Source organism: Carbonatibacter coralli (genome assembly GCF_039592655.1).
Classification (GTDB): domain Bacteria; phylum Pseudomonadota; class Alphaproteobacteria; order Kiloniellales; family Kiloniellaceae; genus Carbonatibacter; species Carbonatibacter coralli.
The window spans coordinates 137,068-149,716 of record NZ_JBBUTJ010000001.1 but is presented as its reverse complement, the minus strand read 5'-3'; the positions used below and the strand labels follow the sequence as shown (position 1 = coordinate 149,716).

The following is a 12,649-nucleotide window of genomic DNA, read 5'->3' as shown; positions in this document are numbered from 1 at the left end:
GTACCGTATCACTCTTCCAGATAGGACAGCTGGTCGTCATCTTCAGGGAAGATGTTGCCCAGATCGGGAGTGTCTTTCTCTGTCGCGCTGTCGACGTTTCTGATCTGGTTCTCACGAAGCTGACCGTAAACGGAGCGAATGCGGGCGTAATAGTCCAGAGAGTCCTCTTTCAGGGCATCGAGGGATTCGATGTTGCGTGCGCGTGTGTCGAGACCATCGACAATCGCACGGCCAAGAAGAACATCGTCGTTCACTGTGTAGGTCAGCGGGTCAATCAGAATGTCGGCAATCAGGCCAACACCGTCACGGGCATTGGACGGACCGAGGATCGGAAGGACCAGATAGGGGCCTTCACCAACACCCCATGTTGCCAGTGTCTGGCCGAAGTCCTCGTCGCGGTATTCATGGCCTGTGTGCTCGCCGGCGATATCAATGATGCCGCCAAGACCGACAATGGTGTTCAGGAAGAAGCGGGTAAAGGTGTTCTCGGCCGCTTCCAGATCACCCTGGAGCAGATTGTTTGCCAGAATGACAGGGCTTTGTGTGTTGCGGATGAAGTTCCGGATGTTGTTCTGGATCGGCTCCGGAACAATGAAGCGATAACCTTCAGCAGCAGGGCGAATGATCAGGGTGTCTGCAGCTTCGTTGAAAGCGAAGACAAAACGGTTGAAGGTTTCCAGAGGATCATTTGCTTCCTCTGTTGTGGCAGCATCCTCGGTTGATGCAAAAAGATCGTCTTCAGGCTCTGAAGTTTGAAGATCAGCCTGCTGGCTTGCGCAACCAGACAGAAAGGCGACAGCAAAGAGAGCGATGAAAGTGTCTTTGCGAAGAATGTTGGCAACCTTGAACAACAGTCGTACCCCGAATATTTCTTCCACCTGCGAAGTGGTGTGGAAGCCCATTGGTTATTGTCTAAATCAACTCGAAATGGAGCAGCGTCACTGCCATTCCATCCCCCTGACGAGCACAGATCATATCCCTGTCCTGGTTAAGACGTGGTTTATGCCATGCAGGTTCAATTGTAACGCATTTACAACACACAGTACCTTTTTGGTGGCAGTGATCCTGTGAACCACAAGATGGACACACTCCACACATTTGACCTAACTATCACAGAGACTTGGCCGTTGCCAGCAAAACAATGGGGTTTTCTCGTCTGCTCCCTGTTGTGTTGCTTAAATGCAACAGTTTTGCTGTCCGCTTGTCTTGCTGTGGCCGGGCTTGATGCTTCTGCAAGAGTGCTATCCCCGGGCAACCCTGTTGCGTCCTGCCTTTTTGGCTTTGTAAAGCGCCTTGTCGGAACGCTTCATGACATCATCGAATTCTTCGTGTTTGTAGCGCCTTGCAGCGACTCCGATGGAAACAGTGATCGCGGTTTTCTGGGTGTTTCCGGTGCTTTGTCCCCGGACCTGCTTCTGGGTTTTTCTGCCGGCAAGCTCTGTCGGCCTGTCGGGGCTGCGAATCACAAAGGGCCTGTCGGCAATGGACTGGCGGAGCTGGTCCAGATGTTTGAAAGCGGTTTCAATGTCCTGGGATGGAAAGAGCACCGTGAATTCTTCGCCACCATACCTGTAAGCCTTGCCGCCGCCTGTAACCTGCTGGAGGCGACCGGCAACCATTCTGAGAACCTGATCGCCGATGTCGTGTCCCCAGGTGTCGTTGAAGGACTTGAAGTGATCAACATCAACCATGCCGACACAATAGCGTTTGCCCAGCTTCTTGGTATCCCCGAACAGGGCCCGGCGTCCCGGCAGCTCTGTCAGTTCGTCCAGAAAGGCCATGCGATAGGATTCCTGGAGCAGGGCAAAGATCAGAATGATGGCAGCAAGGGCTGTGAAGATGTCAGCTCCGGAAGAGGGAGGCCGCTGTATGGCGGCTCCGGCCAGGGCCAGAAAGCCTCCCAGATAGCCCGCATCCATGGGGCGTCCGCGTTTCATAAGCCTCACGGTCAGGGCAATCATTCCCAGCACAAAGACGAAGACCGCCAGAGCGGGCAAATGTATGGAATAGGTCCAGGTGGGAGGACTGCGCAGGCTCTCCAGCAGGGCATCCCAGTTCTCTGTACCGAAAAGGGAGGGATAAAAACCGCTGTTCATGAGGGTCAGCAGAATCAGGCCGAGGACAATGGCTCCTGCCTTCATGGCTCCCCAGCGTGTCAGCAGTCCCCTTTCCTCGGACAGGGCAAAGTAAAGCCACAGGATGGGCAGGATAAACAGTGTTGCTGCTTTCTGATCCGCTGTGGCTGTAGGGAGAAACTCATGGAAGACAGGAACGAGAGCCAGCGCAAAAACGGGGTTCGCTCTGTGAAACCACAGGCAAACGGCAGCGCCTGTCAGGGCAAGGGCAACGGGCGCCCAGGCAACGATCTCCAGCACAGTTTTGGGAAGTGTACTGGCATTCAGGGCCGCCCAGGTCGCAGGAAGCAACAGCAGCAGAACCAGCATAAACTGTCTGAGAGGAGGTAAGAGCAAGGTAACTGCGAATCCTGATGGCGGGGCCCAAAGGCGTGAGCTGAAGTGTTACGGCAAGATATCCTGCTGAATCATAACAGAAAAATGTCACAGATTGAAAGGCGTTGTGTCAAAGGCTCGAGCCATTGCCCCGCAAGGCGTCCCGATCAGGCGTTTCCGGCCTGGGATGGAAAGGCATCATCAGCTTCTGTATCGTCATCCTGGGCCATGGCCTGTTTGCTGATGCGCTGCATGATGCTCTCGATTTCGCTGCTGCCGACTTCCTCGTTTTCATCTGCAGCCACAGCTGTTTCCTCAGCCGGAGCCTCGTCAAGGGAGGAGAGGTCGAATTCTTCTGATTCTGCAGAGTCTGCTTCGGCTTCCATCACCGCGTCTTCGGAATCTTCAGGGGAAACATCCTCGTCGAGTTCCAGAACACCGCGAATTTCTGCAATCAGTTCCCGGGTTTCCGTGTCGTCTCCGGCAGCGTCCCGGGGTGTCTCTGCTTCCTCTTGTGTCGTTTCGGTTTCTGCAGCGATGGCGTCCGGCGCACTGTGTTCTGGCAGTTCAGAACCTTCGCTCATGTCAGCGGTGAAATCCGCAGTGATGTCATCTTCGGCAAGCTCTGACATTTCGCCTTCTGCCGCTGTTTCCTCAGCAGCCATTTCCTCAACAGCTGGTTCTTCTGCAGACTGAGTGTCTTCCAGGCTTTCTGCATCGATGTCTGACATCTCTGCTGTTTCGAGTGAGACTGCCTCTTCAGTGACGTCAGTTTCTTCGACCTCGAAGGCTGCAGTCTCTTCAGGAGAAAGATCGGAGAGAATTTCATCTGCCGGCATTTCGTCAGCTGTTTCCCCGGAAGGATCGCTTTCTTCTGATGCGCTTGCGTCAGGAGTTGCCTCTTCCGCCATTTCGAACCCGGACAGATCCTCTGCCGGATCTGTTTCCGCTTCCATGTCCTCTGTCAGCGGGCTTGCCTCTTCAACTGTTGTGTCTTCCAGGACAAGGGCTGAATCATCGACAGGCATCCCGGCTTCTTCCGGGGGAATCTCGTCGTCCGGTACCGGAGCAGCTGTCTGATCTTCGCTGCTTGCAGTTTCGGCGGGTGACGGCTCCGAAGTCATGCTGGAGATGCGTGCATCCATGGCAACCAGAGTGTCTGCAAGATTTCCGCTTTCGATCGCCTGGAGGAGATTGAGCAGCATCTTGCGCAGCTCTTCATTCTCGTCCTTGCTGGTGGACATCTCGTTTGTGATGCTCTCAAGCAGACCTTCAAGCTCGCCGATGCGTCTGTCTTTCTCTTCAGCTTCCCGTGCTCTGGCTTCTGTTGCGTCCATCAAGTCCACAAGCCGCTTGCTGTAGTGCACGGATTTATCGGCAATCAGGCCAAGCTTTTCTTCAGCGGCTTCGACTCTCTGGCGAAGAAGATCGAGATCAGACATGGAATATTCCCCAATTATGGCAGATCACTTTCACAAGGATAACGCTGGAAAGCCACAAACCCAAGCGATTGTGATCACAATATCCCTGATTATCGGTAAAAAAGGTTTTGAATTTCCTAATTCTGGTGCAAAAAACAAAGCTGATCTGGTGAGCCTGGTTCCTGAAGAGCCTGAAGGTGACCCCAATGACAGTTTCAATGCAGGATGCCGGGAAAAGAGAATGACAGTTCAGACCCCATCAGGTTCTTATTCGGGAGACATTACTGTTCAGGAGGCTTGGGAAGCCCTGCAAAATGACGAGATGGCTGTCCTTGTTGATGTTCGGACCCTGCCGGAGTGGCAGTTTGTCGGTGTGCCCGATTTGTCTTCTCTGGGCAAAAAGGTTCTGACCGTGTCCTGGCAGGTTTATCCGGCAATGGACGTGAACAGCAATTTTGTCGATGTGATCCGGGCCCAGGGGTTGAAGGTGGACAACAGGATTTTCATGATCTGCCGCTCGGGTGTCCGCTCCATTGCCTCTTCTGTTGCACTTTGTGCGGAGGGCTTTCAGGCCTTCAACGTCCTGGATGGTTTTGAAGGCAATCATGACGAGCAGGGGCATCGTGGCCGCAAGGCGGGCTGGAAAGCGGCAGGTTTGCCGTGGCAACAGGGCTGAAACGCTCTTTCCTGACGTTTTGGTGATTGTCCCAAGACATATCTTTGCTTGATTCGCCGGGAGAGTAAGGCTAAGCAAAAGCCTTGCTGACCAATGAGTCGCACCTTCTTCGATAATTCGTATGGTTTTTGACAGAGGCAGAAATGAGCAATAGCCCTGAAAGCAAGATTAAGCGCGCAATTCGTCCACAGACCTCACTGGTGCGTGGCGGGCTGATGCGTAGCCAGTTTCAGGAAACCAGCGAAGCCCTGTTTTTGAACTCGGGCTATGTCTACGACAGTGCCGAGGCTGCTGAGCAGGCTTTCAATGGCGAGAAACCGCGTTACGTCTATTCCCGTTATGCCAATCCGACCCTGAGCATGTTCGAAGAGCGCCTGCGAATGCTTGAAGGGGCTGAAGTCTGTCGCGGAACAGCCAGTGGTATGGCCGCTGTCTATGCTGCGATGGCCTGTTTTCTGCGTTCCGGTGATCGCGTTGTTGCATCCCGCGCCCTGTTCGGGTCCTGCTCCTATATCCTGAAGGAACTGCTGCCGCGCTGGGGTGTTGAAACCATCCTGCTTGATGGCACCGACCTGGAGGCCTGGGAAGAGGCCCTGTCAAAGCCGGCCAATGCAGTCTTTCTGGAAACACCGTCCAATCCGGGTCTCGAACTGGTTGATCTGAAGACTGTGAGTGACATGGCCCATGCTGCCGGTGCGCTTGTGATTGTGGACAACATCTTCGCAACACCGATTTTCCAGAAGCCGATGGAGTTTGGTGCGGATATCGTTGTCTATTCCACAACCAAGCACATTGACGGCCAGGGGCGTTGTCTGGGCGGGGCTGTGCTCTGCTCCCAGGAATTTGACGACAACCACTTGCGGGATTTCCTGCGTCACACCGGGCCTTCGCTGAGTCCTTTCAATGCATGGACAGCCCTGAAGGGAATGGAAACCCTTGATCTGCGCGTACAGCGCATGGGACAGAACGCCATGGAACTTGCAAGGCATCTTGATGGCATGGCCGGTCTGAAGCGTGTGATCTATCCCGGTCTGGAAAGTCACCCGCAGCATGAACTGGCGAAAAAACAGATGCTTGGTTTCGGTACCATGGTGGCTCTTGAGGTCGAGGGCGGCAAGGAAGGTGCCTTCAGGCTGCTGAACAGGCTGCAGGTGATCGATATTTCCAACAATCTGGGGGATGCCAAGACACTGGCAACACACCCGGCTTCCACGACGCACCAGCGTTTGAATGATGAAGAACGTGCGGAAGTGAACATCATGCCGGGTACACTCCGCATTTCCGTTGGACTCGAAGATATCGAGGATCTGAAAGAGGACATCACCGAGGCTCTCAAGCCCTGACTGTTTTCCGGTATGGGATTTTGAAAAGGCCGCTGTTTCAATGACAGCGGCCTTTTTCTGCTTTATCGCAGAGCCTGTCCTGGCGTGGTTCTGACAAGTTCCCTGATCTGTTGCGGTCTGGATTGCCATGGCATGGGAACGGCGCTGCTTGAACGTTTGAAAAGCGTACACTTGATCAGGAAGGAGGGAAGACCTGCATGACAGGTCATGGGCAGGATCAGACGCCTGATAAAGGGTGGTCCGACTTCGTATTCGTGCTCCGAATAGAGGCCGGTTCTGCTGTGCAGGGCCTCGTTGAAAAGGATGTTCAGATGATCGGCATAGGCGGGAATGTTTGCGAGAACATCATCCAGATACTGACCGGAAGGATCAATGCCCTCGGAAAGGGCTGTACCGGCCAGCCTGTATCTGAAGCGGTCCTCACCGGCAGGTTTTTCCAGAACAGCCATATTGGGAAGAAGGATTTTGGGGAGTTTTGCCGGATCAAGCTTCTTCTTGGGAACAGTGCCGTTTTCCTCACGCAGGCTTTCCCAGTATCGGTAAAGCTCTGCAAGTTCCGCTTTTTTCATCACACGCATCTCTGAAATCTGTCTCGTCCCATTATTATTGGGAAAGAGGCTGTTCGTCGATTGATTTGTGATCTGCGGATCGCCTATTGCCGGAAAAGTTCTGCCGGATCGCCGTGCATAACCTTTTCTATTCCGGCGGGATTGGCCTGCCAGGCCGACAGGGACTCATCGCTGTTGTTCTGACTGATCTGTCCTGTGATGAGATATCGGACATTCCTGTTGCGTCCCATCAGGGGCAGAAGCAACCGTCTGATGGAAGAGGGCCCGTTTGAATAGCGATATTCGGTTAGGAGGCCTTCTGCACGTCCGATGGCTTCCTTGAGCAGACTCTGTTTGTGTCTGCGATAGGGCGTGTCAGGCAGGGCTTCATCGAGAAACTGCCCTGTTGGATCAATGCCTTGCGCAACAACGGTTCCGACCAGCCTGTAGCGAAAGCGCTCGTGATTGTCGTAACTTTCAATAATGGTCAGATAGGGCAGCAGATCCGGTATTTCGACAGGATCAATGCTGGCCTTGGACGCAAAGCCGTTTTCATCCCTTTTGCTCTTCCAGTAGAGGAAGAGTTTGTAGAGGATTGGATCATTCATAGCGCACTACCCGAACATTCTTGTCTGTTTCATGGTAGCTCCCAGGCTTTTAAAATCCGTTAATTCCTCCGGGCGGAACTCAGATCAGTCCCATTTGCCGCTCAACCCTTTCAAGGGAGTGTTCGACAATATCCATGGCTCTGTCCATTTCTTCAGTGGAAACGATCAGGGGGGGCGTAAAGGTCAGGACATTGCCCATAGTGGTCTTGAAGCTCAAGCCCTGCTCAAGGGCCTCATAGAGAACACGGTCGGCGGCTTCCCTTGCGGGCTCCCGGCTGTCCCTGTCCAGAACAAGCTCTGCTCCGAACAGGCAGCCTCGCCCTCTGACATCCCCGACAAGGGGGTGACGGTCCATCATGTCATGCAGGCGCTTCAAAGCCCGCTGTCCCTGTCTGGCAGCATTTTCTGCAAGTCCTTCGTCCTCAATGATTTGCAGGGTTGTCAGGGCTGCTCTGGTCGTCACCGGGTTCTTTTCGTGTGTGTAGTGTCCGTAGGCATAGTCTCCGGCGACATCCAGGTCCTCGCGTACAAGCGTGGCCGCGATCGGAAGGATCCCGCCCCCCAGGGCCTTTCCGATCACAAGCATATCCGGGACAACGTGATCGTGTTCGCAGGAAAACATCCTGCCCGTCTTGCCCAGGCCTGTGGGGATTTCATCAAAAATCAGCAGGGTGCCGTGATCATCACAGGCCTGTCGGACCTCCTGCCAGAAACCGGGCGGAGCGACATAGGGGACCGCGCGGGTGGGTTCGGCAATCACGGCTGCGACGTCGCCTTCCTTTTCAAGAACATAGCGGATTGTGTTGGCGCAAAGCTGCGCGGACCCTTCCCGGACGCCCCAGGCGTTGCGGTAGTCTCCGAAAGGGGGAACATGTTCTGTTCCGGGAAGAAGGGGGCCAATGGGGCCGGATCTGAACATTTCCTCTCCGCCAACAGAACGCGCGCCAAACCCTGATCCATGATAGGCATCCCAGAAGGAAACGGTTTTAAAGCGTCCGGTTGCTGCGCGGGCATAGGCCAGAGCGACCTCAACGGCATCGGAACCGCCTGTTGTAAAAAGCAGTTTTCCAAGCTCTGTCCCTGTGTGTCCCTTCGGGGCGATTTCGATCAGCTTTTCGGCCAGTTCAACAGCCGGATCGCAGGTAAAACGTCTTGGCGCAAAGGGGAGTGTTTCCATCTGCTGTGTGATTGCTGCTTTCAGGCGGGGGTGACCGTAGCCAATGTGATGGACGTTGTTGCCGTGAAAATCCATGTAGCACTTGCCACCGGCATCCTCGATATAGAGGCCCTCTGCCTTTTTGATAACCGAAAGACAGGGGGTGGACACCGACTGATGAAGGAAAACCCTTTCGTCCCGTTTCAGCAGCTTCCGGGCTTCGGGATCAATATGCCTGTCCTGCCAGATTGCGCGATTGGGCGAGCTGTTGATATCCCCCTCGGCGCCCTGGGGAATCTGGTGAGTGATGCCGGACATAGTGAGGACCTCCCGGAAAAGCGTGCCTTTGTCCTAGGGTGTCAGCCTTTCTCCGGCAGGTCCAATTGCCTTTATGAATAGGGAGTATACGGGCTTTTCTATAGCTGTCATGAAAAGACAGTCAGGAGTGTTCCGGTGCCATTTCCCGTTCAAGAATGCGAACACCTTCTTGTCGGCAGGGTTGCTCGTTGTATGCCATGCGGGACATCAGAAGTGTTGAACAGCCCGAGCGTTGCAGCGTGTGAAGGCTGTCACGGTTCACGTCATGGCTGCCACCAAAGGGAACTGCAAAAAGAGGGCTGATAGAGGATGTATCCAGTCTTTGTGTCAGACGATCCCGGCAGGTGGTGATCTCCTGTTCCTGCTCGTCCCGGGTGAGGGAGGAGAGAACAGGGTGCGAATGGCTGTGGTTGCCGTAGCGCAGGAGGGGATGAGTTGGAAGCTCGTCCCACAGGGCGAGAAAACGCTCACCATCCTGCTGGAGTTTCCTGTCTTCCAGAAAAGAGAGCAGCGCCTTCTGGAATGTTCCGGAGTTCACCGCAGGTTTCTTGCTGTCCCTGTAAAGGCGTTCTGCCCGAACCTGTTTTCTGAAGGATTCAGCCTGTGGGCTTGCCAGAAATTCCGCTTCGAGCCGGTTGGTGATGAGAATGCGGACAAGGTCTCTCCAGAACGGCTGTCCGGACAGATGTGCAGAATTGACAAAGACCGTGACCGGGATGCCGCGTTTCAGCAGTTCGGGAATGGTTTCGTGAAAGATGCAGAGATAGGCATCGTCAAAGGTGATGGCAGCCTTGCCTCTCACATCCTCCAGACCGGCCATTTCCTCGGCGCTGATCAGGTCATGGTTCTGTTGCAGCCAGTCCGCTTGCCGGAGGACCTGTTCGGGTCGCACATTGTGCAGTTTTGTGCCCAGACAGGCGGGGGCCTCTTCAAAGGTGGAATGATAGAGCAGAATGCGTCCGGGATTTCCATCCGGAACTGTCAGGCTGGCGCGGTGAGGGGAGGAGGAGCCATTTTCCATACGTGTGCCTCAGGCTGCATCCTGTCTGTTGCCGCCAGCCAGAAGGAAGGCCTTGTAGGCTTCGGGGATGACCTCGGCTCCCGCACCGGGCTTGAAGGCATTCTCGCTCAGATGGCGACGCCAGGCGCGCGCACCGGGCAAGCCGTTGAACAGGCCGAGAACGTGGCGGGTGATGGATTTGACGGGAACGCCCCCGGCAACCTGCCGGGAAGCATAGGCATGCAGCCTTTCAACAATCTCTGCACGGTCAGGCAGGGGCGTTTGCTCGCCAAAAATGCGCTGGTCGACTTCTGCGAGAATGTAGGGGTTCTGATAGGCCTCGCGTCCCATCATGACGCCGTCCATAATCTCGAGCTGCTCTTTGCAGCTTTCCAGTGTGGTCAAGCCGCCGTTCAGAACCACTGTGAGTTCCGGATAATCCCTTTTGATCTGCCGGGCGACCTCGTAGCGCAGTGGAGGGACTTCCCGGTTCTGTTTCGGGCTGAGACCCTCCAGCCAGGCCTTGCGTGCGTGGATAATAACCGTTTCAGTGCCTGCGGCCTTTGCCTTTTCCACCAGGGTGCACAGGAATTCATAGCTGTCCTGCTGATCAATCCCGATTCTGGTTTTAAGGGTGGCGGGCAAGCCGCTTTCAGCCATGGCAGCCAGACATTCCGCAACCAGATCGGGTTCTGCCATCAGGCAGGCCCCGAAACGCCCTTTCTGGACGCGATCACTGGGGCAGCCGCAATTGAGATTGACCTCGTCATAGCCAAAGTCCGCAGCCATTCGGGCGCATTTCGCCAGATCGGCCGGATCGGAGCCGCCAAGCTGCAGTGCAAGGGGATGCTCGCTGTCGTCATAACGCAGGAAGCGCTCCGGATCCTTGCCGTGAATCAGGGCTCCGGTCGTTACCATTTCCGTATAGAGCAGGGCGCGTGCTGAAATCATGCGCAGGAAAGCCCGGTCGTGACGATCCGTCCAGTCGAGCATAGGGGCAACAGAGAAACGGTGGGGAGCAAAGGACACGGCTTTAACGGTGCTTTCTGTGAGAAGGGGAGCGGTGAAATCACTCTATAGCGTTGAAGGTTTCTTTTTTCCAGTCCAGTCTACAGGCTCTTGCTCCGGAGCGGAAGATACCCAGATATATCGAACAGACACGAAGGGGTATGCAATGCAGAATGTAAACGACCTGATCAACTGGATGCTGCGGGAAGGGCGTCTGCTCGGCGATGCTGTTGCCATTACGGAAGCTTTCGGGAAGAAACTTCTGGAGGCTGGTATCCCGCTTGACCGTTTGCGGGTGCCACAGCGGTTTGCCAATCCGATCCTGATGGCCTGCGGAGTGATCTGGACAAAGGATCATACCGAGTTCTACACCATACCCCGCACCACCATGGCGACCTCCGCCTGGATCGGGAGCCCCTTTCAGTACGTCGTCGAGAACAACAGGCCGCTTCGCAAGCCACTGAATGCGCAGACGGCCCCGGAACATTCCATCTATGCGGAACTTCACGAGCAGGGCTACACGGACTTTCTGGCGATACCCTTGCCCTATGGAAACGGAGAGGTTCAGTCGTCGAGCTTTGTGACCAGAAGTCCGGAAGGATTTTCAGAGGAGCATGTCCGTTTTATCGAGGCAGCGGGGCCGGTTCTGGCTGCTGCCCTTGAACCGATTGCCATGCGTCTGACGACAGACAGCCTGTTGCAGACCTATCTTGGTCATGGTCCTGCCGAGGCTGTTGCCAATGGAACCATTCAGCGTGGGGAACACACGGAAATCGATGCCGTGGTTCTCTTCAGTGATCTGCGCGGCTTCACCTTCAAGTCGGCCAGCTGGGCGGAGGAGGATCTGCTGGATGCACTGGATGACTACTTCGAACTGGTTGTCCATGCTGTCCAGGAGGAAGGGGGCGATGTGCTGAAGTTCATGGGGGATGGAATTCTGACCATCTTTCCTGCCGGAGAGCAGAGCTATGCCTGCAGCGCTGCTGTCCGTTCCGCGCACGCGATCCTCAGGGGGCTTGAAGAGGTCAACAGCAAAAGGCTGGCCGCAGGCAGGGAGGAACTGGCCCTGGGGATCGGCATGAATGCCGGCAAGGTCACCTTTGGCAATATCGGCAGCCCGGACAGGCTGGATTTCACTGTGATCGGGCCTGCGGTTAATCTGGCCAGCCGCCTTCAGGATCTGACCAAAACGATCGGGAAGCCGGTTCTTGCGACCCTGCCCATTGCACAGAACAACCGGGAAAGCTTTGAAAGCGAAGGGGTGCAGGAGGTCAGAGGGGTTGTTGAACCCGTCGAGGTCTTTTCTTTGAAATGCTGAATTTTGTTTTCTTTTTGGAAACAGTCTAATCGAAAATAGAGGTCTAAACCCCTGATCGTTTCCAAATTAAGTTAAAAGGGAACGCGGGCACTCGGGAATGTGCAAAGAGCCTGATCATCATCCGGCCGCGTCATTTGCAACCTTTTGACTTTCTATGGAGACAGACCATGAGTCGCAATATTCTCATTCTTGATTCCTCTGTTCTGGGAGACAATTCCACGACACGGAAGCTGACCCGGAACTTTGTCGAGACCTGGCAGGCGCACAATCCTGCTGACGTGATCGTCCAGCGTGATCTGGCGCGCAATCCGGTCCCGCATCTGGATGCCGTGGAAATCGGCGCGCGCTTCGCTGCGGAAGAGGAGCGTTCCGAAGAGCAGAAAGCCTCTCTTGCCCTGACTTTCGAGCTGATTGCGGAGCTGAAGACCGCAGATGTCGTCGTTGTGGCGGCTCCCATGTACAATTTCTCTGTTCCGACAACGCTGAAGGCCTGGATTGATCGTGTGGCCTTTGCCGGTGAAACATTTCGCTACACGGACAACGGTCCTGTCGGTCTGCTGGACAAGGACAAGAAGGTTTACATTCTGGGAGCGCACGGCAGCGATTATTCCTCGGATGCGATGACGCCGCTGAACTTTGCTGATCCCTATCTCAAAACGGTCTTCGGGTTTATGGGCGTGCAGTCCGTGGAGTTTGTGACAGCGGAGGGCGTTGCTCTTGGCGAGGCCGGGGTTCAGAAGGCCCGGGAACGTTTGAAAGATACAATTGCAGCCTGATTTGACGGGCTGTCCGGAAGGGAGATG

General features: G+C 55.0%; 12 protein-coding genes. 4 read left to right on the top strand and 8 right to left on the bottom strand.

Going from position 1 to position 12,649, the window contains the following annotated elements; all coding sequences use genetic code 11:
• Positions 1-8 precede the first annotated feature (8 nt).
• From AAAH10_RS00600 to AAAH10_RS00590, 3 genes are all read right to left on the bottom strand, one after another.
• Complete coding sequence (locus AAAH10_RS00600; RefSeq protein WP_343559456.1) at positions 9-851, bottom strand: MlaA family lipoprotein; 843 nt, start codon at positions 849-851, stop codon at positions 9-11.
• 390 nt (positions 852-1,241) lie between these two features.
• Entirely contained in the window at positions 1,242-2,471 is a 1,230-nt protein-coding gene (locus tag AAAH10_RS00595) for a GGDEF domain-containing protein (RefSeq protein WP_343559453.1), read from the bottom strand.
• Between the two features lie 146 nt (positions 2,472-2,617).
• Positions 2,618-3,892 carry a hypothetical protein gene (locus AAAH10_RS00590; RefSeq protein WP_343559450.1) on the bottom strand — a complete coding sequence of 425 codons (1,275 nt, stop codon included), beginning with the start codon at positions 3,890-3,892 and terminating at the stop codon, positions 2,618-2,620.
• 220 nt (positions 3,893-4,112) lie between these two features.
• On the opposite strand from AAAH10_RS00590, the gene AAAH10_RS00585 reads away from it, so the two are divergent.
• Positions 4,113-4,547 carry a rhodanese-like domain-containing protein gene (locus AAAH10_RS00585; RefSeq protein WP_343559448.1) on the top strand — a complete coding sequence of 145 codons (435 nt, stop codon included), beginning with the start codon at positions 4,113-4,115 and terminating at the stop codon, positions 4,545-4,547.
• A 143-nt stretch (positions 4,548-4,690) separates the two neighbouring features.
• Positions 4,691-5,890, top strand: coding sequence for an O-succinylhomoserine sulfhydrylase (gene metZ, locus AAAH10_RS00580; protein ID WP_343559445.1), 1,200 nt, complete (start codon positions 4,691-4,693; stop codon positions 5,888-5,890).
• A gap of 62 nt (positions 5,891-5,952) precedes the next feature.
• Here metZ and AAAH10_RS00575 read toward each other — a convergent pair whose 3' ends face one another.
• The 5 genes from AAAH10_RS00575 to dusA all read right to left on the bottom strand — a co-directional run bounded on the left by AAAH10_RS00575 (position 5,953) and on the right by dusA (position 10,549).
• Positions 5,953-6,459 (bottom strand): PAS domain-containing protein, encoded by a 507-nt coding sequence (locus AAAH10_RS00575; protein WP_343559442.1) that lies wholly within the window; start codon positions 6,457-6,459, stop codon positions 5,953-5,955.
• Positions 6,460-6,542: 83 nt separating this feature from the next.
• Entirely contained in the window at positions 6,543-7,046 is a 504-nt protein-coding gene (locus AAAH10_RS00570) for a PAS domain-containing protein (RefSeq protein ID WP_343559439.1), read from the bottom strand.
• A 79-nt stretch (positions 7,047-7,125) separates the two neighbouring features.
• Positions 7,126-8,520, bottom strand: coding sequence for a (R)-1-hydroxy-2-aminoethylphosphonate ammonia-lyase (pbfA, locus tag AAAH10_RS00565; protein WP_343559436.1), 1,395 nt, complete (start codon positions 8,518-8,520; stop codon positions 7,126-7,128).
• A 121-nt stretch (positions 8,521-8,641) separates the two neighbouring features.
• On the bottom strand, positions 8,642-9,541 hold the full coding sequence (locus AAAH10_RS00560) for a polysaccharide deacetylase family protein (protein ID WP_343559434.1): 900 nt from the start codon (positions 9,539-9,541) through the stop codon (positions 8,642-8,644).
• A gap of 9 nt (positions 9,542-9,550) precedes the next feature.
• Complete coding sequence (dusA, locus tag AAAH10_RS00555; RefSeq protein ID WP_343559432.1) at positions 9,551-10,549, bottom strand: tRNA dihydrouridine(20/20a) synthase DusA; 999 nt, start codon at positions 10,547-10,549, stop codon at positions 9,551-9,553.
• Positions 10,550-10,694: 145 nt separating this feature from the next.
• Here dusA and AAAH10_RS00550 point away from each other — a divergent pair, with 145 nt between their 5' ends.
• Together AAAH10_RS00550 and AAAH10_RS00545 are read left to right on the top strand one after the other, a co-directional pair.
• Positions 10,695-11,846 carry an adenylate/guanylate cyclase domain-containing protein gene (locus AAAH10_RS00550; protein ID WP_343559430.1) on the top strand — a complete coding sequence of 384 codons (1,152 nt, stop codon included), beginning with the start codon at positions 10,695-10,697 and terminating at the stop codon, positions 11,844-11,846.
• Between the two features lie 167 nt (positions 11,847-12,013).
• Positions 12,014-12,622 carry an FMN-dependent NADH-azoreductase gene (locus AAAH10_RS00545; protein WP_343559428.1) on the top strand — a complete coding sequence of 203 codons (609 nt, stop codon included), beginning with the start codon at positions 12,014-12,016 and terminating at the stop codon, positions 12,620-12,622.
• The last annotated feature ends 27 nt before the right edge of the window (positions 12,623-12,649 follow it).

Excerpts from the sequence above, each read along its gene's own strand:
- AAAH10_RS00590 (WP_343559450.1), bottom strand. The coding sequence starts at position 3,892 with ATGTCTGATCTCGATCTTCTTCGCCAGAGAGTCGAAGCCGCTGAAGAA.
- AAAH10_RS00585 (WP_343559448.1), top strand. The coding sequence starts at position 4,113 with ATGACAGTTCAGACCCCATCAGGTTCTTATTCGGGAGACATTACTGTT.
- metZ (WP_343559445.1), top strand. The coding sequence starts at position 4,691 with ATGAGCAATAGCCCTGAAAGCAAGATTAAGCGCGCAATTCGTCCACAG.
- AAAH10_RS00575 (WP_343559442.1), bottom strand. The coding sequence starts at position 6,459 with ATGAAAAAAGCGGAACTTGCAGAGCTTTACCGATACTGGGAAAGCCTG.
- AAAH10_RS00570 (WP_343559439.1), bottom strand. The coding sequence starts at position 7,046 with ATGAATGATCCAATCCTCTACAAACTCTTCCTCTACTGGAAGAGCAAA.
- pbfA (WP_343559436.1), bottom strand. The coding sequence starts at position 8,520 with ATGTCCGGCATCACTCACCAGATTCCCCAGGGCGCCGAGGGGGATATC.
- AAAH10_RS00560 (WP_343559434.1), bottom strand. The coding sequence starts at position 9,541 with ATGGAAAATGGCTCCTCCTCCCCTCACCGCGCCAGCCTGACAGTTCCG.
- AAAH10_RS00550 (WP_343559430.1), top strand. The coding sequence starts at position 10,695 with ATGCAGAATGTAAACGACCTGATCAACTGGATGCTGCGGGAAGGGCGT.
- AAAH10_RS00545 (WP_343559428.1), top strand. The coding sequence starts at position 12,014 with ATGAGTCGCAATATTCTCATTCTTGATTCCTCTGTTCTGGGAGACAAT.